Source organism: Bartonella sp. B1099 (assembly GCF_944801835.1).
GTDB lineage: Bacteria > Pseudomonadota > Alphaproteobacteria > Rhizobiales > Rhizobiaceae > Bartonella.
Window position 1 is genome coordinate 814,348 of the sequence record NZ_CALYLN010000001.1, and the last position, 18,972, is coordinate 833,319.

16 protein-coding genes are annotated in these 18,972 nt (G+C 39.1%); 11 read left to right on the top strand and 5 right to left on the bottom strand.

The features are described from left to right. Nucleotides 1-342: 342 nt before the first annotated feature. The 5 genes from NNJ73_RS03490 to ccmA are packed head-to-tail and all read right to left on the bottom strand — an operon-like array spanning nt 343 to nt 3,288. Nucleotides 343-960: a DsbE family thiol:disulfide interchange protein gene (locus NNJ73_RS03490; protein ID WP_254492737.1), complete on the bottom strand. Its 618-nt coding sequence runs from the start codon at nt 958-960 to the stop codon at nt 343-345. Next, complete coding sequence (locus NNJ73_RS03495; protein ID WP_254492738.1) at nt 935-1,186, bottom strand: hypothetical protein; 252 nt, start codon at nt 1,184-1,186, stop codon at nt 935-937. Before NNJ73_RS03495 ends, NNJ73_RS03490 begins: the two co-directional genes overlap by 26 nt. Continuing rightward, nucleotides 1,174-1,953 (bottom strand): heme ABC transporter permease, encoded by a 780-nt coding sequence (locus NNJ73_RS03500; protein WP_254492739.1) that lies wholly within the window; start codon nt 1,951-1,953, stop codon nt 1,174-1,176. The genes NNJ73_RS03495 and NNJ73_RS03500 overlap by 13 nt, the downstream gene beginning before the upstream one ends. A 46-nt stretch (nt 1,954-1,999) precedes the next feature. Beyond that, entirely contained in the window at nt 2,000-2,665 is a 666-nt protein-coding gene (gene ccmB / locus NNJ73_RS03505) for a heme exporter protein CcmB (protein ID WP_254492740.1), read from the bottom strand. Nucleotides 2,666-2,676: 11 nt separating this feature from the next. Next, on the bottom strand, nt 2,677-3,288 hold the full coding sequence (ccmA, locus tag NNJ73_RS03510; protein WP_254492741.1) for a heme ABC exporter ATP-binding protein CcmA: 612 nt from the start codon (nt 3,286-3,288) through the stop codon (nt 2,677-2,679). A 296-nt stretch (nt 3,289-3,584) separates the two neighbouring features. Between ccmA and acnA the strand changes: the two genes are divergently transcribed. The 11 genes from acnA (at nt 3,585) to gpsA (ending at nt 18,017) form a co-directional block, all read left to right on the top strand. Then, nucleotides 3,585-6,272 carry an aconitate hydratase AcnA gene (gene acnA, locus NNJ73_RS03515; protein ID WP_254492742.1) on the top strand — a complete coding sequence of 896 codons (2,688 nt, stop codon included), beginning with the start codon at nt 3,585-3,587 and terminating at the stop codon, nt 6,270-6,272. Nucleotides 6,273-6,513: 241 nt separating this feature from the next. Beyond that, nucleotides 6,514-6,780, top strand: a complete 267-nt coding sequence (gene rpsT, locus NNJ73_RS03520) for a 30S ribosomal protein S20 (protein WP_139412681.1) — start codon at nt 6,514-6,516, stop codon at nt 6,778-6,780. 713 nt (nt 6,781-7,493) lie between these two features. Beyond that, nucleotides 7,494-9,065, top strand: a complete 1,572-nt coding sequence (gene dnaA / locus NNJ73_RS03525) for a chromosomal replication initiator protein DnaA (protein ID WP_254492743.1) — start codon at nt 7,494-7,496, stop codon at nt 9,063-9,065. 187 nt (nt 9,066-9,252) lie between these two features. Then, nucleotides 9,253-10,374, top strand: coding sequence for a DNA polymerase III subunit beta (gene dnaN, locus NNJ73_RS03530; RefSeq protein WP_254492744.1), 1,122 nt, complete (start codon nt 9,253-9,255; stop codon nt 10,372-10,374). Nucleotides 10,375-10,394: 20 nt separating this feature from the next. Next, the gene (gene recF, locus NNJ73_RS03535) at nt 10,395-11,528 is read left to right on the top strand and encodes a DNA replication/repair protein RecF (protein ID WP_254492745.1); all 1,134 of its coding nucleotides are present in this window, start codon (nt 10,395-10,397) and stop codon (nt 11,526-11,528) included. Nucleotides 11,529-11,582: 54 nt separating this feature from the next. Continuing rightward, nucleotides 11,583-12,050, top strand: coding sequence for a type II 3-dehydroquinate dehydratase (gene aroQ, locus NNJ73_RS03540; RefSeq protein WP_254492746.1), 468 nt, complete (start codon nt 11,583-11,585; stop codon nt 12,048-12,050). Nucleotides 12,051-12,156: 106 nt separating this feature from the next. Next, nucleotides 12,157-13,128: a ubiquinol oxidase subunit II gene (gene cyoA / locus NNJ73_RS03545; protein WP_254492747.1), complete on the top strand. Its 972-nt coding sequence runs from the start codon at nt 12,157-12,159 to the stop codon at nt 13,126-13,128. Between the two features lie 75 nt (nt 13,129-13,203). After that, on the top strand, nt 13,204-15,222 hold the full coding sequence (cyoB, locus tag NNJ73_RS03550) for a cytochrome o ubiquinol oxidase subunit I (RefSeq protein ID WP_254492748.1): 2,019 nt from the start codon (nt 13,204-13,206) through the stop codon (nt 15,220-15,222). Beyond that, the gene (locus NNJ73_RS03555; RefSeq protein WP_254492749.1) at nt 15,219-15,887 is read left to right on the top strand and encodes a cytochrome (ubi)quinol oxidase subunit III; all 669 of its coding nucleotides are present in this window, start codon (nt 15,219-15,221) and stop codon (nt 15,885-15,887) included. The genes cyoB and NNJ73_RS03555 overlap by 4 nt, the downstream gene beginning before the upstream one ends. Nucleotides 15,888-15,892: 5 nt before the next feature. After that, a complete protein-coding gene (gene cyoD / locus NNJ73_RS03560; protein ID WP_371923233.1) occupies nt 15,893-16,615 on the top strand; it encodes a cytochrome o ubiquinol oxidase subunit IV in 723 nt (240 codons plus the stop codon). Nucleotides 16,616-17,012: 397 nt separating this feature from the next. Continuing rightward, entirely contained in the window at nt 17,013-18,017 is a 1,005-nt protein-coding gene (gene gpsA / locus NNJ73_RS03565) for an NAD(P)H-dependent glycerol-3-phosphate dehydrogenase (RefSeq protein WP_254492751.1), read from the top strand. Nucleotides 18,018-18,972: the final 955 nt, after the last annotated feature.

Consider the following 18,972-nt stretch of genomic DNA (forward strand, 5'->3'; position numbering starts at 1 on the left):
TGAAAACTCTTACGAACAGAGGGGGTGTATAGGGCATAAATAGAAAAATGACACTGCGAGGGAACGGATTTGTCATTTTTTAGGTGTTTTTTCTACAGATATCTTTTCACATGTGTGTTTGAATCAATAATAGTAATCCTGTTAAAATTTTATCTTTTTATAAGTCTGCATGACCGTATTTTTCAATTTAAAACGTTGTTCATGACACTTCTATTTGAAAAATGTACAAAAAGGCATTTTTAGTTTTTTCTAAGATATTTTTTTGATTCAACATAAGAAGATGTGAAAAAATCTCATAGTACTTGGTGTTTTCATTGAATAGAGAGAAATGATAAATTACATTTATAAATCAATATGTTGATATTTCATTTTTTCTTCTGTCATGATTGCTTGTTCAATTTTGGGGAGGATCTTTTTTTGATAAATTTGCCATGTTAAGGGACCAACATGTTTGGCAATAATGATGCTCTCTTTATTTAAGAGAAAGGTTTCTGGTGGTCCATATACCCCCCAGTCAATGGCTGTATATCCTGAAACATCAAAGCCAATCAATTTAAAAGGATTACCAAAACGATTTAAAAAACGCAGGGCGTTTGCTTTGTTATCCTTATAATTAATACCAATTAGATCAAAACGTTTATCTTGTGCAATTTTCATAAGAAGAGGATGCTCTTCACGACAGGGTAAACACCAAGAACCCCAAAAATTGACCAATGTGACACGTCCTTTAAACTGTTTTGAATGAAGATAATTTTCCTGATCAAGAAGAGGAAGGTGTATATCAGGGGCTGGTTTCCCAGCCAATGCATTTGGGAGAAGAGAAGGATCTTGCGGGTGTTTTTTATGCATAAAGTTGAAAAAAAACACCATGAGAAGAAGAAAAAGCACAAATGGTCCAAAAAGAACAAACAAAACAGGCAAAGATATATTTTTTTTAAGTTTTGGAGGGATGTTCTTCATTGTATTTTTCTTTTTTTGACATTTCTTTTTTGTTTAGCTGTTGGAGAATTTTTTTTTGGTAGAAAGCTTTGCAAAGAATATAGCCAATAAGACAGAGGAGGGATATTGCAGAAAGTGTATAGCTTAAAACAACAATTTGCTTGTGTTTAAGGGTACCAAGGAAAAAATCGATTTTCAAAGACAGGTTTCCTAAAAGTCCGCTGTGGATGTCATTTAGGTCAAGCATGATGAAGAGTCCTGTTGTTGTGCACGACGGGATTTTTTAATCTGAAGTATTTTGATATAACGGCTATTGATTTCATTTCGCATAGCCATCAAATAGAGCACAATAAACATAAAGACGAAACAAAATAACATGGTTATAAGGGGCCATAACATAGCCTTGTCGATTGTTGGTCCTCCAGCACGTAACAAGGAGGCTGGTTGATGCAATGTATTCCACCAATTAACGGAAAACTTAATAATAGGGATATTAACAAAACCAACAAGGGTAAGAATTGAAGTCGCACGAGCAGCTTTTACTTGATTGTCAAAAGCACGTCCAAGCAAGATAATGGCAAGGTAGATAAAAAGCAGGATTAAAACCGATGTTAATCGTGCATCCCATACCCACCATGTTCCCCAGGTAGGGCGCCCCCAAAGCGCTCCTGTCATGAGGGCCAAAGCGGTAAAAATTGCTCCCATGGGCGCCCCACATTTAAGAGCCACATCAGCAAGATGATATTTCCAAATCAAATTTCCGAATGCTGCTGCACTCATCGTTATATAACAGAATGTAGACAACCACGCGAAAGGGACATGGAGATACATAATCTTAACAGTCATACCCTGTTGATAGTCGTCTGGTGAATGCATCACTAGAATAAGCCCTAAGATCAGAAGACATAACGTTATGCTGGCGAGCCATGGTAAAATGATTTTACTTATTTTCATAAAACGGGAAAAACTTGCAGGGAGTGATCTCATTTTATGTGCGTGAGATGGTTCATTCATGAAATTTATAATAGGCAGAATTTTTCTATGCGGCAATCATCTTTTACTATTCGGATAAAATCTTGAGCGTTAGAGAGGCAACAAAAGAGCTAAAGAGACTCAAAAAAAGTGAAAAAGCGCTAAGAAGAGCTAAGGAAGTGAGAAAAGAGGCATTTGGATTTGTTGGAGCTGTCGCCGCTGAAACGCCAAAAATCATAATTGGAATGATCCACGGCAAGATAATGATAAAAATAAGAAGAGTGCTATGTAACAATGAGCTTGCAAGTGCCGCTCCTATGGCGCCAATAAAAATAATAGCTGGTGTTCCGCATAAAAGGGTAAGTATTGTTGTAAAAGTTATCGTGACATCTAAGTGGAGCATGAGAGCTAAAATAGGCGTGGTAAAAATGAGAGGAAGCATCGTACCTACCCAATGGGCGATGCATTTGGTAAAGACGATCAATGTAAAACTTTGTCTTTGTCCTGAAAGGATAAATTGGTCGAGATTACCATCATCACGATCGATTTGAAAAAGTTTGTTCAGGTTGAGGAGTCCTGCGAGAAGGGCTCCAAACCACAATATCCCTGGCCCTATTTGTGCAAGAATTTTTGGATCTGGTCCAATGGCAAAGGGAGTTATGACCACAACAGTGATGAAGAACAATAGTCCTGTTAGCGAAGAGGTTTGTGGCGCTAATAATAGTTTAAGATCACGCCAGAACAGTGCTTTCATTTTATTCTCTCCTAGAAAGGTAAAAATTTTTCTAGAGCGATTGTATGGTTTTCTGGAATACCTAAGGAATTATGAGTTGCGGCAATAATCATACCCCCTTGATTGAGATGGCGCTGAAAAATACGAGCAAGGCGTTTGTGAGCATGGCTATCAAGTCCTGATATTGGTTCATCTAAAATCCAAATAGGGCGATAGGAGAGCAAAAGACGAGCAAGAGCGACACGCCTTTGTTGCCCAGTTGACAGTGTGTTAAAGGGTAAATATTCAAGATCAGAAAGACCAATATCGGCAAGGGCTTCATAGGGGGAGTATAGAGGCTGTCCATAAAGCTCTGCCCAAAATTGCAAATTATCAATGACAGATAAGAAAGGTTTCATGGCATTTTGAGATCCGAGATAATGGCACGCAGTGGCAACAGGGTATCTTTGTTCATCGTCTTTAAGGACGATATGGCCTTCAGCAGCTTCAAGAAGACCGACAATGATTCGCAGTAATGTAGATTTTCCGATTCCATTTGGTCCGGTGATGGTCATCAGTTGCCGTGGAAATAAATGAAAAGAAAGACCTTTGAACAGAATTTCCCCGTTTCTGTAAGCTGCTAAATCTTTGCCTGATAACACCATGTGATTGCCTATTTTTATATTTTCCTATTCTTTATTGCATTATTGCATAAAAAAACACGTTTTTTTATGCAATTGTCCCTAGAATAGTTCTAGAAATAGTTCTATAAGGGAGGTGTTACATCAAGATCTGGTGTAGAATGGTTTTTGGCGCTGATTTCCGCATTTACCTGTGAAAGGTGGAGGGGGAAATGGATGGCGGAGGTAATTGCGTCTGCGCTCAAGCTGCGACCTTGACTCGTAGTTTGTGTTGTTCATTCCTGGAAATTGGGTGGTTTATAGTATGAGGGTGGACAGTCATGACTCACATTGATAGCTTTAATTGTCGCAGAACATTAAAGGTTGGTGGCAAAGAATATACTTATTATAGCTTAATCGAAGCGGAGAAGAATGGGCTTGAAGGCATTTCGCGTTTACCGTTTTCGATGAAAGTTATTCTCGAAAATTTATTGCGCTTTGAAGATGGTCGCACAGTTAAAAAGGAAGATATCCTCAGTGTTTCTAAGTGGTTAAGCGACAAAGGGAGCGCAGGAGCAGAAATCGCCTACCGTCCTGCACGTGTTCTTATGCAAGATTTTACGGGTGTTCCGGCTGTTGTTGATCTTTCTGCAATGCGTGATGCTATGGTAAAACTTGGTGGAAACGCTGAAAAAATTAATCCTCTCATCCCCGTTGATCTTGTTATTGATCACTCAGTTATTGTTGATGATTTTGGCACTCCCATGGCCTTTAAGGAAAATGTTGAGCATGAATATGAACGCAATGGTGAGCGTTATCGTTTTCTGAAATGGGGGCAACAAGCCTTTCAAAATTTTCGTGTCGTTCCTCCAGGCACAGGGATTTGTCATCAGGTTAACCTCGAATATTTAGCACAATGCGTGTGGATGAAGAATGAAGAGAGGGGAGAGACGGTTTATCCTGATACTTGTGTAGGAACTGATTCGCATACGACGATGGTCAATGGTTTGGGTGTTTTAGGTTGGGGGGTTGGCGGTATTGAAGCTGAAGCGGCAATGTTAGGACAACCTGTCTCTATGTTATTACCTGAAGTGATTGGTTTTCGCCTAACAGGGAGACTTAAAGAAGGTGTCACAGCCACCGATCTCGTGTTAACGGTGACTCAAATGCTCCGCCAAAAGGGCGTTGTTGGTAAATTTGTTGAATTTTTTGGCCCTGGTTTGGAGCATATGACGCTTGCTGATCGGGCGACGATTGGGAATATGGCACCTGAATATGGAGCAACCTGTGGCTTTTTTCCAATTGATAAGGAGACAGTGCGTTATCTCAACATGACAGGGCGTGATGAAAATCGGATTGCCTTAGTCGAGGCTTACTCCAAAGCACAAGGGATGTGGCATGACGAAAGGGTGGCTCATCCCGTTTTTAGCGATACAATTGAATTAGATATGGGAACTGTTGTTCCTTCTATGGCTGGTCCTAAACGTCCGGAAGGGCGTATTGCATTGGAAAATGTTGGACAAGGTTTTAAGAAGGCATTGGTTGAAGACTATAAGAAAACTTCAGGACAAGATGAGCATTATCCAGTTGAAGGTGAAGAATATACGCTGAGTCATGGTGATGTGGTGATTGCTGCGATTACTTCCTGTACCAATACATCAAATCCAAGTGTTCTTATTGCAGCAGGTCTTTTGGCACGAAATGCGGTGGCAAAGGGTCTCAAAAGCAAACCATGGGTAAAAACTTCTCTTGCACCTGGTTCACAAGTTGTTGAAGCTTACCTTAAAAATTCGGGTCTGCAAAAAGATTTAGATGCATTAGGATTTAACTTAGTGGGGTTTGGATGCACAACATGTATTGGGAATTCTGGCCCTTTGCACCCAGCTATTTCCAAAACGATTAATGACAATGGTATTATTGCAGCTGCAGTTCTTTCAGGAAATCGTAATTTTGAAGGGCGTGTTTCCCCTGATGTGCAAGCGAATTATTTAGCTTCACCCCCGTTAGTTGTTGCCCATGCACTGGTCGGGACGGTGTGTAAAGATTTAACCAAAGAGCCTCTTGGTGAAGATTCAAATGGTCAACCGATTTATTTGAGAGATATTTGGCCAACTTCTCAAGAAATACAGGCATTTATCGAAGAAAATGTCACGCGTAAGGTTTTTGCTGAAAAATATGCAGATGTCTTTAAGGGAGATGAAAATTGGCAAAAAGTTCAGATCCCCACAGGGTCTACCTATTCTTGGGATGAGCAATCCACCTATGTCCGTAATCCACCTTATTTCGATGATATGCAGAAAAATCCTGATGTCTTACCAGATATTAAGGATGCGCGGATTTTAGGTTTGTTTGGTGATAAAATCACGACAGATCATATTTCTCCTGCTGGTTCTATTAAGGCAGCTTCTCCTGCTGGAAAATATTTAATGGATCATGGTGTTAATGTTGCTGATTTTAATCAATATGGGACGCGCCGTGGGAATCATGAAGTTATGGTGCGTGGGACCTTTGCCAATATTCGCATTCGTAATTTCATGTTAGGAGAAAATGGTCGAGAAGGCGGTTATACGGTTCATTATCCCTCAGCAGTAGAACAAACCATTTACGATGCAGCGATGGTGTATAAACAAGAAGGTATTCCGCTCGTTGTTTTTGCGGGGATTGAATATGGCAATGGATCATCACGCGATTGGGCCGCCAAGGGGACTAATCTTCTTGGTATCAAAGCGGTGATTGTGCAATCTTTTGAAAGGATTCATCGCTCTAATCTTGTTGGTATGGGGATTGTTCCTTTTGTCTTTGAGGAAGGGTTAAGTTGGAAATCTTTAGGCTTAAAGGGAGATGAAAAGGTAACAATTGAAGGGATTCATAACTTGAAACCTCGTCAAAAGACAGTGGCGACAATTACTTTTTCTGATGGTACAGTAAAAACTGTTCCATTATTATGCCGTGTTGATACTGAAGATGAGCTAGATTATTTGCATCATGGTGGAATTTTACAATATGTCTTGCGTAAGCTAGCTGTTTAAATGCCTTTGTTCGTTGAGGAATATCTTTAAACGATTAAGCTATAAAGTTGCGGATCAAAGAATTTGGTTTCGTTTTTTATGTTTGTCTTTGAAAATTTAATTGACGTTGGCTTTGACATTGCGCTATAAGCCACATGAATTATAGGCAGCTTTATAGTTTTGCTTGAGTTAGGTTTGTTTACATTGGTAGAGTTATTATTAAGGCTCATTTTACCAAGGTGTTGAAAGAGAGATTATATTTATGGCGAATACACCTTCTGCTCGAAAAGCGGTGCGCAAGGTTGCAGCACGCACACAGGTTAATAGGGCCCGCCGTTCACGCGTTCGTACTTTTATGCGTAAGTTTGATGATGCTATAGCAGGGGGCGATAAGGCGTCTGCAGAAGTTGCATTTAAAAATTTTGAGCCTGAGATTATGCGTGCGGTTTCTAAAGGCGTTTTTCATAAAAATACTGCTGCGAGGAAAGTATCGCGTTTAGCGAAGCGTTTAAAGGATCTCAGCGTTTAAGCTTTTTTTATTTTATTCAGAATCAAGCTAGTACCCGTAAGGGTACTGGCTTTTTATTTATTGTTTCAAACAGTTTCTATTGAAAACAAGAATCGATAACGATTCTCCTCTTGAAAAAGGAGAGAAAGTTTATAGGGGGGCGTATGGTTATCCACAAGCTTTGTGGATTTTTACAGAGTCTTTTTTGTCAAGCATTTTATTTTTTTTTTTAAATCTGAAGAGATTCTTTAATGATTGGTAAATTCAGAGAAAAAAAATGAATTGAATCAATTATTTTTCTCATTCCTCATTGAAATAAGCATTTTTACAGCATTTTTTGAGAGCTTTTGATTTTATTTTGCCCTCTTGCATTTTACCTCTGCTGTTTTGTATGGTTCTTAATGAAGACTAAAAAGCATGAAGGGGTCACATCAGCGCATTATCCTGTATTTTGTTGAATATAAAATCTTTGGTTTAGGCTTTTAAAAAGCTTTTGTGTTGGATAGGTTTTTTGATGGTTTTTTAGTTCTCTTAGTTGGTATGTTTGCCATTTTAGAAGGGTGGGTCATATCATGAGTGCAAGTAAATCTTATTGGTCATCTTTGTTAGTGGGGTTGTGATGAGGCTATCCTAGGGGAGGGTGAGTAATCTTATTTGGGGTAGGGCGTTTTGCCTTCGCTAGATTTATTTTAGCTGTTTGGCAGGACAAAATTTTATTTTTATCAGGATGGAAGATGGTGGATAAATTGAACTCTAAAGCTAGTTCCTTTAAAAGGGTTTCGGTGAATATCCTGTCGGCAGAGAACATAATAAAGAATAGAATGACAGAGAGTGATGATGTTGTTTGTAGAAATGCTTCTATAGGGCATTCTATTGTTTCAGAGGAGGAGAGTGCGGCGGCTTTTGTACGTGTTATGGCACAATTAAAGGCGCAGGTTGGTGTTGAAGCTTATACCAGTTGGTTTGGTCGTGTGAAACTTGCTGAGTATAGTCATACTCTTGTAAAGCTTTCTGTTCCTACTGCTTTTTTACGTTCATGGATTAATAATCACTATGGTTCTCTTTTGACTCATTTATGGAAACAAGAGAACTCAGCAATTCTTCGTGTTGAAGTCATCGTTCGCGGTATGGAACGCGTTTCAAGAGATGTTGTTTGTAAAACAAGTCCGTCTTCTGTTGTGCTGGAGGAGCCGACAACTTCATCTTTTGTTGAGAATTGTGCAGAGCATTCAGCCAAAAGTTCTCAAGCAGGAGTTTTTGGGTCTCCCCTTGATTCTCGCTATACTTTTGAAAGTTTTGTTGTGGGAGCATCTAATCGCGTTGCTTTAGCGGCAGCGCGTTCAATTGCAGAAGGGCATAAAAGTGCTTTGCGTTTTAATCCTCTTTTTATTCACGCGTCTGTTGGTTTAGGAAAAACGCATTTGCTTCAAGCGATTGCTGCTTCTGCATTGAAGCGTTTAACATCTGCACGTGTTATTTATTTAACGGCTGAATATTTTATGTGGCGTTTTGCAACAGCTATTCGTGATAATGATGCTCTTTCTTTTAAAGAACAGCTTCGCGATATCGACCTTTTGATTATTGATGATATGCAGTTTTTGCAAGGTAAGTCGATACAACATGAATTTTGCCATTTGCTTAATATGTTGCTTGATAGTGCAAAACAGGTTGTTGTCGCTGCAGATCGTCCACCAGCGGAATTAGAATCGCTTGATCTTCGCGTTCGGTCTCGTCTTCAGGGAGGAGTTGCCCTTGAAATTGAGGCACCAGATTATGAAATGCGTTTGCAAATGTTGCGCCAGCGGTTGAAGGTGGCACAGCAAGATGATGGCATGATATCAATTTCTGATGATGTCTTGGAATATATTGCAAAAACGGTTTTAGGGTCAGGGCGCGATATTGAAGGTGCATTTAACCAGCTCTTATTTCGTCAATCTTTTGAGTCTGATTTATCTTTAGAACGGATTGATGAGTTATTAGGTCACTTGACACGCCCAGGTGAACCTAAGCGTATTCGGATTGAAGAAATTCAGCGTACGGTAGCACGCCATTATAATGTTTCTAAACAGGACTTGTTGTCTAATCGTCGAACACGGACGGTTGTAAAGCCACGGCAAGTTGCGATGTATCTAGCGAAAGTATTAACGCCTCGCTCGTTGCCAGAAATTGGTCGTCGTTTTGGTGGACGTGATCATACAACAGTTTTACACGCAGTGCGTAAAATTGAAGATTTGGTTTGTGGTGATCAGACCTTGGCCAAGGAGCTCGAATTGCTTAAGCGGTTGATTGGAGAACAGGCTGTATAGTGTTTATCGTTTTTTCTTTGAAGAAACTTTAAGGGATTTAAGAAGGAATTTGTTTTTTCTTATGCAGGAGTGACTTGCCATTTTAAAAGAGGTTTAATAAACTCTAGCAAGCGATTCTTTAAACAAGGATCTGTTATTTTAATTCTAAGGAATTCTTATCGTTTTTGGTAAATCATACGGGGCTTTTATGCGTATTACAGTGGATCGCAATCAATTTCTCAAGTCTCTTGGTCGTGTTCACCGTGTGGTAGAACGCCGTAATACTGTTCCTATTTTATCGAATGTGCTGATTGATGCAGAAGATGGTCATGTGCAGTTAAAGGCAACAGATCTCGATTTAGAGGTTACAGAATCTTTTACAGTCAATGTTGAACAAGCCGGAGCAACAACTGTTCCGGCACATTTGCTTTATGATATCATTCGAAAACTTCCTGAGGGCAATGAGGTTGTATTAGCCATCGATGAGAATCAATCGAGTACACTGTCCGTTATTTCGGGTTGTGCGCATTTTCAACTTCAATGTCTTCCAAAGGCAGATTTTCCAGAGTCACTTCCTGGGCAGTTTGGTTATCGCTTTTCTCTATCGGCTTCAGGATTGAAACATTTACTTGATTGTACGCAATTTGCCATTTCTACTGAAGAAACCCGCTATTATCTTAATGGTATTTACTTCCATGTTATTCATGATGATGTTTTGAAACTGCGTTTGGTGGCAACGGATGGTCATCGTTTGGCACAAGTTGAGATGGGAGCGCCTTCGGGAATTGAAGGAATGCCCGGTGTTATTGTTCCTCGTAAAGCTGTGGGAGAGTTGCAAAAACTTCTTTCAGAAGAAAATGATGGTGATGTATGTATAGAGCTTTCAGAAACAAAAATTCGTTTTTCTGTAGGTTCTGTGATTTTTACATCAAAGTTAATTGATGGAACATTTCCAGATTATCAACGTGTTATCCCTCTTGGAAATGATAAAGAATTAGTTGTTAATAGACAGGATTTTTCTTCAGCGGTTGATCGTGTTTCAACGATTTCGAGTGATCGGGGGCGTGCAGTTAAGTTAACGATTGAGCATGGACAGTTAAGGCTTGTTGTGAATAGTCCTGATTCGGGCAGTGCGGAAGATCAATTATCCGTAACTTACACATCTGAACCACTTGAGATAGGGTTTAATTCACGGTATCTTTTGGATATTGCTGGGCAGCTTTCAAGCGATGAGATGGTTTTTATGTTGGCTGAAGCTGGAGCGCCAGCTCTGATTCGTGATAATGATGATGCGGATGTGCTCTATGTACTGATGCCTATTCGTGTTTAGGGGCGATTGTTTTGCAATGCATGGCAAGTCATGTGCATAAAGTGTCTGTGAGGCAGCTAAAGCTTTTACGTTATCGCAATTATTCTTTTTTTAATATTCATTTTTCGGGTCAGCATGTGGTTTTTACGGGCCACAACGGTGCGGGTAAGACGAATCTTTTAGAGGCGTTATCTTTTCTTTCTCCGGGTCGTGGTTTGCGACGGGCTGCATATTCTGATGTTAGCTTTATAGATGGTGGCGGTGAAGGATTTGTTATCTTTGCCTGTCTTGAATGTGCTCTTTATGGTGAAGTGAAGATTGGTACAGCTTTGGAGGTTAGCGATAACAGTCGAAAGGTCCATATTAATGGTGTGAATGAGCCAAGTGATTGCTTAACAGATTACTGTCATATTAGTATCTTAACACCCTCTATGGATAGTCTTTTTACCGGCCCCTCGCTTGAACGCCGACGTTTTTTGGATCGTATGGTTTTGGCCATTGATCCTTTGCATAGTCGCCGCATATCCGATTATGATAGAGCGATGCGCGCACGTAATCGTTTGTTTTTGGATGGCAATGAAGATACTGCTTGGTTTGATGCTTTAGAAAAGCAGATGGCAGAATTGGCAACAGCTATTTCTGCGGCGCGTATTGATGTTATTCGGCTTGTAAATGACATGTTTACACAAATGCCATCTCAGATACCCTTTCCACGGACTTTTTTGCAAATTGATGGTTTTTTAGAAACAGCTCTAAGGAGACTATCAGCCACTGAAGTTGAAGAGCAATTTTGTGATTTGTTGCGGCGTAATCGCGCAATGGATCGTGCTGTTGGGCGAACATTAGAGGGCCCCCATCGCACAGATTTACAAGTTTTTTATGCAGATAAAAATAGAGCAGCAACATCTTGTTCAACAGGTGAACAAAAAGCTCTTTTGACAGGTCTGGTTTTGTGTCATGCTCGTCTAACGGGTATGATATCGGAAAGGGCTCCCATTCTTCTTCTCGATGAAATGGCTGCTCATCTTGATTCACATCGACGTGCTGCTTTATTTGATATTCTTGATGATTTAGCTGTGCAAACATTTATGACAGGAACAGATCGTCTTTTATTTGATGACTTAAAAGGACGTGCAGAATTTTTTGAAATTAAGGATGGCGCTTTATTGCTGTAAAAAACATGCTAAATATTTTTTTAATAAGTGATAGTCGAGAAGAAAAGGCTTGCTATGTCTGTGATGATAACGATTTTAAATGGTCCTAATTTAAACTTTCTGGGTCAACGTGAGCCAGAAATTTATGGAACTGAAACTTTAGAAGATATAGAAAAAAGTTGCAGAGAATGGGCAAAAAGAGTTGATGTTATCGTAAATTTTTATCAAAGTAACTATGAAGGTCAGCTAGTAGAATGGATACAAGAAGCAATAGGGTTAAGTTCTGGATTGATCATCAACCCAGCGGCTTATAGTCATACATCTGTCGCTCTTCTTGATGCTCTAAAAATGTTTTCAGGGCCAAAAGTAGAAGTTCATTTATCCCATATTTATCAACGCGAAGCTTTTCGTCATCATTCTTATACATCTGCAGGTGTAGACGCTATCATAAGTGGGTTTGGAAGTGATGGATATCGGTTTGCACTTGAGTATATTGCAAAACAATTAATAAGTTGTAAAGGTAAAGAGTTAAGTGTTGGATAAGAGTAATATAGACATTGAATTCACTTGATAATTATTTTCAAATCTGTACAATATGAGGTATTATATTTATGGCAATTTTTAGTGCATATGACGGGGGTAAAAGAAGATGAAAAGCTTTGTTCGACAATTAGGAATGCTTGTGATTTTAGGGGAAGCACTGCTTTTGTCTGGTTGTAAAATGGATGTCCTTCAACCATCAGGTTATGTAGCACGTCAGCAGCTCATTTTGATTGTTATTTGTGTGCTTGTTATGCTTTGCGTTGTCATTCCAGTCATGGTGAGTGTGGTATTTTTAGCGATAAAATATCGTGCATCGAATACGAAAGCGAACTACTCTCCTGATTGGGCGCATTCAAATAAAATTGAAGCTGTAATGTGGGGTATCCCAATTGTAATTGTAATGGTTTTAGGTTCACTAACGGCTTATTATACCTATAAGCTTGAGCCTGCTAAGCCTCTTCCAATAGAGGTTGTGGGTGAAGGAGAGCCATTGCAGATTGATGCTATAGCTCTTGATTGGAAATGGGTTTTTATTTATCCTCAATATGGTGTTGCATCGGTCAATGAAATTTACGCGCCTAAAGGACGTCAAGTTTTATTGCAATTGACGTCAGAAAATTCTGTCAATGCCTTTTGGGTCCCTAAATTGGGTACAGTTCTTTACGCTATGCCGCAGATGAATGCTAAGTTGCATTTGATCGCTGAAGAACAAGGCGTATTCAAGGGGACCTCAGCAAATTACAGCGGCGATGGTTTTTCAGGGATGCGGTTTAAGTGGCATTCTGTGTCTTCGCAGGATTTTGAAGATTGGATTGTAAAAGCTCGGGCTAATGGTCGAGCACTTGATCGTAAATCTTATCGTCAACTTTCTATTGCGCCTCGTATGGGCGATATTGCTGCGAAAGAGAAAGATGCTGAGGTTCGTTATTTTGCACCTGTTGAGAAGCGGCTTTACTATCGTATTGTTAATCGGTGTGTCGATGAAAATACGGTATGTAATGAAGATTTAATGAAACGTGCTGCTGCTCAGACACTGTGGGGTGCGCTGTGTTCAGTATTTGATCCTGATGTTATTTAAAGGGTCAATAGAGAAAGAGCCCTTTTAACATAAGGTTTCTTTTAAACTTGAATTTCATTTGAAATGGGTTGAGAAATGTTTGGAAGACTTACAGATCCTACGGCAGGTGCTTTTCATGCGCTTGCACATGAGCCGATCGTTTTGTATACATGTATCGCGATTGTTGTAATTGGTTTAGTTGCTGTTGTTGCTTTAACAGTGCTTGGGTGGTGGGGGATTTTATGGCGAAATTGGATTACAACTGTTGACCATAAACGCATTGGTATTATGTATATAGTTCTTGGAATTATTATGCTTGTTCGCGGTTTTGCGGACGCACTTATGATGCGAACGCATCAAGCTTTAGCTCTTGGGAGTGAAACAGCAGGTTATTTGCCCCCTGAGCATTTTGATCAAATTTTTTCGGCGCATGGCACGATCATGATTTTTTTCATGGCTACGCCCATTTTATTTGGTCTTTTCAATTATCTTATACCGCTTCAAATTGGTGCGCGTGATGTTGCTTTTCCCTTTGCAAATAATCTAGGTTTTTGGATTACGGCAGCTGGGGCAATCTTGATTAATATATCACTAGGTGTTGGTAATTTTGGTCGTGGTGGTTGGCTCATGTATCCACCTTTTACAGAATTGCAAACGAGTCCAGATACAGGGGTAGACTATTATTTATGGTCACTTCAGCTTTCTGGTATCGCGACAACAATGGGGGCAGTCAATTTTGTTGCGACTCTGATTAAAATGCGTGCTCCTGGAATGACAATGATGAGAATGCCTGTTTTTTGTTGGAGCGCTTTTGTCAGTAATGTCCTTATTTTAGTGATTTATCCTGTCTTAACTGTCGCTTTTGCACTTTTGGCCTGTGATCGTTATTTGGGTATGAATTTCTTTTCCAATGTTGGTGGCGGAAATCCGATGGTATGGATTAACTATGTTTGGGTTTTTGGTCATCCTGAGGTTTATGTTTTGGTTGTTCCTGCTTTTGGAATTGTTTCTGAGGTCGTATCAACTTTTTCTTCAAAACGTCTCTTTGGTTACACTTCCATGATATGGGCTATGGTGGTTATTTTGATTCTTTCGCTTCTTGTTTGGGGGCATCATTTCTTCACAATGGGTGGCGGTGAAGCTGTAAATACCTTCTTTGGTATCGCAACGATGATTATTGCCGTTCCAACAGGTGTAAAAGTTTTCAATTGGTTGCTCACGATGTATAAAGGAAGGATACGCTTTGAACCTCCAATGCTTTGGTGCATGGGCATGATCTTTACCTTCGTTGGTGGTGGATTAACGGGAGTTCTCTTATCGATTGTCCCTGCTGATTGGCAGTTTCATAATTCGCTGTTTTTGATAGCGCATTTTCACCATACAATTATCGGAGGCGTTGTTTTTGCTTATCTAGCTGGGCTTGCTTTTTGGTTTCCAAAAGTTTTTGGTTATAAACCAAATCGCATACTAGGGATTGCATCTTTCTGGTGTTGGTTTATTGGTTTTTATCTTGCCTTTTTCCCTGTTTATGCCCTTGGTTTAATGGGAGCGACGCGTCGTCTTCAGCATTATATGGAACCTAGTTGGCAACCAATGTTTATTATTGCTGCTCTAGGTGCTTTTATTATCTTACTTGGTATCCTTTGTTTTGTGTTACAGGTTGTTTTGGCAATTTGGTACGGTATTAAGCATAAAGGTCACTTACCGGTAAGGTTAAATGATTCTTGGGGTGATGCACGTACACTTGAATGGTTTACCTCTTCACCGCCTCCTTCCTATAATTTTGCTCTTCTCCCAAAGATACAGTCTGATGATGCTTATTGGAATATGAAGAAAAGTGGTTATCAACGCCCGACAAGTGGATTTACAAAAATTCATATGCCGTCGAATACATCGGCTGGAATTATTGCTGGTTTCTTCTCATTAGTTGTTGGTTTTGCGCTTGTTTGGCATATTTGGTGGCTTGTTGCGATCGGATTGATTGGTTTTATTGCAACGCTTGTGTGTCATTCATTAACAGGTGATCACCATGGTTATTATATTCCAGCTGAAGAAGTACAAAAAACTGAAGATACCTTTACAGCTGTTCTTAAAGAGCAAGGAGTGACAGTATGAGTGCAGTAACAATGAATAATGCGAGTACTGTGGATAAACTTCACCACGATAGTAGCTCGGTCATGACGTTTGGTTTTTGGGTCTATATTCTTTCAGACTTAATCCTGTTTTCGACACTTTTTTCAAGTTTTGCTGTCTTTTCTGCTTCTTATGGGGGCGGTAAAGCGGGCAATGAATTTATAGATTTAAAGTTTGTTTTAGTTGAGACTGCTTTCTTATTATTTTCATCCGTCACTTATGGTTTTGCAATGGTACAAGCACATAAAAACAACATCAGTGGTGTGCGTTTATGGATGGCTATTACCTTTGTATTTGGGTGCTGCTTCATTGGTATGGAACTTTACGAATTCCATGAATTGTTGGGTGAGGTTTTTTATTATGATCCAAATGCTTATGCGGGTATCGATTCTGCAACAGGTTTACAGCTTTTTGGACGAGAAATTCTCTCTGCTTATTGGTCAGCATTTTTTGCTTTGGTTGGCACCCATGGACTTCACGTAAGTGTTGGTCTTCTTTGGATGGTTGTGATGTTTTTTCATCTTCGTCGTAATGGCTTGGATCAGAATAATAAAACACGTTTAGCATGCCTTTCCATTTTTTGGCATTTACTTGATATTGTATGGGTTGGTGTTTTCACCATGGTTTATCTATTAGGAGCGTTGTGATGAGCATGCAAAATGAAACACATGGTCCCAGTACTGGTTCCTATTTGGTTGGTTTTATTCTGGCTGTATTTTTTACCTTGGGTTCTTTTATTCCTGTAATGTATGGAATGATGGAAAGTTGGGCAATTAGTACAAAGGTTGCGTATCTTATTGGGATGGCAATTATTCAGATTATAGTACAAATTGTTTTCTTTTTACACTTGAACTCTGGTCCAGATGCCAAATGGAATTTAAGCGCTTTATGGTTTGCTGCTATTTGCGTTTTTGTTATTATTGGAGGTACGTGGTGGGCTATTTCCCATTTGAATTATAATATGATGGGTGGCTCAGGACGTGTTATTGAACCAGAAATATCAAGAATGGATGATTCTTCAGTATCTGAGCAGTTATCAAACAAAGATATATCTGTAAGAAAACAGTCAGAAAATATGCTGGACTCAGAAATATCCATGGAGCAAGTTCCAAGTATGCAGACTCCCGTGGATCAAGCGCCTGGTTCAGAAGTGCCCATGGAACAAGTTCCAAGTATGCAGACTCCTGTGGATCAAGCACCGGGTTCAGAAGTGCCCATGGAACAAGTTCCAAGTATGCAGACTCCTGTGGATCAAGCACCGGGCTCAGAAGTGCCCATGGAGCAAGTTCCAAGTATGCAGACTCCTGTGGATCAAGCGCCTGGTTCAGAAGTGCCTATGGAGCAAACTCCAAGTATGCACTCTCCCGTAGAATAGTTGTAAAAAATACCTATAGAGCTGATGCGGCATGTATCAGCTCTATAGGTGTTGTCGAAAAAAATCGTAGGGTATGAAGAAGAGGCTAAGTGTAAGATATCAGGGGAATGCGTATCATGGTTTTGAATACACTTGTATTTTTAACAAGACGGTTCCTTGAGTATTTAATCAAGCTTTAATTTTTGAAACAAATGGCTATTTGTAAAAAAATATAAAATTTGTACAATTCAATACAAAGAAAGAGGGCGTGAAAAACAGTTTTTATGTTGTGTGAAATAAAGCTACGAAGAAGTAACGTTTTAGCTTTACAGGATTTATATTAAAGAGAGCAGTGAGGTTATTTATAATAATAACGTGCAATTTAAATCAGCAATTTAGAAAATAAACAGAAAACTTAATGAAAACCGTTGCAATGACAGTTATTGGTGCTGGTTCTTTTGGTACTGCATTAGCGATTGCTCTTGCTCGTAATGGTCATAATGTTTTACTTTGGGGATATAATTCTCAACACATCAAAAAATTACAAGAACAGCGTTGTAATCAAGTATATTTACCTGATATTCGATTTCCTGAAAATTTATTCCTTGAAGCTTCGCTTAAAACTGCGATAACAGCAAGTGATAATATACTAATGGCTGTTCCAAGCCATGTATTTCATCAAGTGTTGTATAATATTCAGCCTTATTTGGATCAACATTCACGCGTTATTTGGGCAACGAAAGGTTTAGAACGTGGTACAGGACGTCTCTTACAAGATGTCGCTCGTGAGATTCTAGGTGAAAAAATCCCTTTAGCTGTTTTTTCTGGACCAACTTTTGCTAAAGAACTCGCTATTGGTTGGCCTACTGCAATGACGATAGCTGCTTCTGATGTTGGGTTTGCTAAAGAATTGCAGCAACTTTTTCATTGTGACAAAAGTTTTAGAGTTTATAAAAGCTCAGATATGATTGGTGTTCAATTAGGGGGAGCCGTCAAAAATGTTATTGCTATTGGTGCAGGAATATCAGATGGCATGGGATTGGGGGCCAATGCACGAATAGCTCTCATCACACGAGGACTCGCTGAAATTAGTCGTTTAGGGGGGGCTATGGGGGCTGAGCTTTCCACATTTATGGGAATGACAGGCTTAGGTGATCTGGTTTTGACATGTACTGATAATCAGTCGCGTAATCGTCGTTTTGGGGTACTTCTTGGTAAAGGAATAGATATAAAAGAAGCGGAAAGACAAATTGGTCAGGTTGTGGAAGGGTATTTGAATACCAAGGAAGTACATACGTTAGCGCAACGTATTGGGGTAGAAATGCCTATTGTAGAACAAATCTATCAAATTCTCTATGGTGGTAAAAATATAACTGAAGCAGCTAACACATTACTAAGTCGCACTCTCAAGGACGAAATATAATGGTATCCTGTATTCTTAAATAATTTCAATCGTAACAAATAGAAATATAAAATAGATTGTATTGATGATTGTATAAGACTATTACATCTCAGAAAATTACAGATTCATATCATTCGATTTTTTTATGAAATATGGCAGAAATATAAAAGTTTTGGCTCTTATTAAGTATCTCTTTGAAAATAAACTATCATTTCCACTTACATATATTTGTTTAATGTAATGAAAGAGACATTTTAATTTTTTCTTAACCGCCTCTTACAATAATATTTGAAGAATAGTAGAAAATCCATGGGAGAGTAGCACCTTATTTATATAAAGTTAAGCTAGAAATATCATTGCTATTATCCAATTTCCAATATTATTTGTGCGTTTAATAGTTTTTGTATACTAGAGGGGGAGGGTATTACGTATCTAGCATACAGAAGCTGTAACAGCAGAGAAAGCTCGAAACGCCTTAATTTCGTCCTAAATATGTTGCGGCTTTGGGGTTGATGTTGATTTACAAGCTGTAGAAAAAGCATGGGCTCTGCTAGGAAAACAACACCATAAAACACAAAGCTTTCTAGCAAAATGGATTGGAAAGATAGATTAGTTTTTTATAAAACGCTTTGCAAAACAATAATAATGACACAATTGGCTTTGTGTTTGCTTATCCTTATAGAGGAGCGTACACGTTCTTTGCGTTATATTCATAAAGGCTAGCTTGAGAGAAATATATGGATTATCTTTGGCTCGAAAAGTTGAAAGGAAAGCGTAATAACTGCAATAGAATTTCGTTTCCCTTGTCATTAGAGGAATTAAAAATTTCTGAAACAAGCCATTTGCTATCTCGTAATGATTTTTTCTGCAATCGGTCATATTCCCTTAGTGAGAATTGTATGTACATCATATGTGCAACAGATTGGATTTGAAAACCTTCTCCATGAGGTTTGGTTTAGTAGAGTAACACCCAATA

Coding starts and splice junctions, on each gene's coding strand:
- NNJ73_RS03490 (WP_254492737.1), bottom strand. CDS start 960: ATGAAGAACATCCCTCCAAAACTTAAAAAAAATATATCTTTGCCTGTT.
- NNJ73_RS03495 (WP_254492738.1), bottom strand. CDS start 1,186: ATGCTTGACCTAAATGACATCCACAGCGGACTTTTAGGAAACCTGTCT.
- NNJ73_RS03500 (WP_254492739.1), bottom strand. CDS start 1,953: ATGAATGAACCATCTCACGCACATAAAATGAGATCACTCCCTGCAAGT.
- ccmB (WP_254492740.1), bottom strand. CDS start 2,665: ATGAAAGCACTGTTCTGGCGTGATCTTAAACTATTATTAGCGCCACAA.
- ccmA (WP_254492741.1), bottom strand. CDS start 3,288: ATGGTGTTATCAGGCAAAGATTTAGCAGCTTACAGAAACGGGGAAATT.
- acnA (WP_254492742.1), top strand. CDS start 3,585: ATGACTCACATTGATAGCTTTAATTGTCGCAGAACATTAAAGGTTGGT.
- rpsT (WP_139412681.1), top strand. CDS start 6,514: ATGGCGAATACACCTTCTGCTCGAAAAGCGGTGCGCAAGGTTGCAGCA.
- dnaA (WP_254492743.1), top strand. CDS start 7,494: ATGGTGGATAAATTGAACTCTAAAGCTAGTTCCTTTAAAAGGGTTTCG.
- dnaN (WP_254492744.1), top strand. CDS start 9,253: ATGCGTATTACAGTGGATCGCAATCAATTTCTCAAGTCTCTTGGTCGT.
- recF (WP_254492745.1), top strand. CDS start 10,395: ATGGCAAGTCATGTGCATAAAGTGTCTGTGAGGCAGCTAAAGCTTTTA.
- aroQ (WP_254492746.1), top strand. CDS start 11,583: ATGTCTGTGATGATAACGATTTTAAATGGTCCTAATTTAAACTTTCTG.
- cyoA (WP_254492747.1), top strand. CDS start 12,157: ATGAAAAGCTTTGTTCGACAATTAGGAATGCTTGTGATTTTAGGGGAA.
- cyoB (WP_254492748.1), top strand. CDS start 13,204: ATGTTTGGAAGACTTACAGATCCTACGGCAGGTGCTTTTCATGCGCTT.
- NNJ73_RS03555 (WP_254492749.1), top strand. CDS start 15,219: ATGAGTGCAGTAACAATGAATAATGCGAGTACTGTGGATAAACTTCAC.
- cyoD (WP_371923233.1), top strand. CDS start 15,893: ATGCAAAATGAAACACATGGTCCCAGTACTGGTTCCTATTTGGTTGGT.
- gpsA (WP_254492751.1), top strand. CDS start 17,013: ATGAAAACCGTTGCAATGACAGTTATTGGTGCTGGTTCTTTTGGTACT.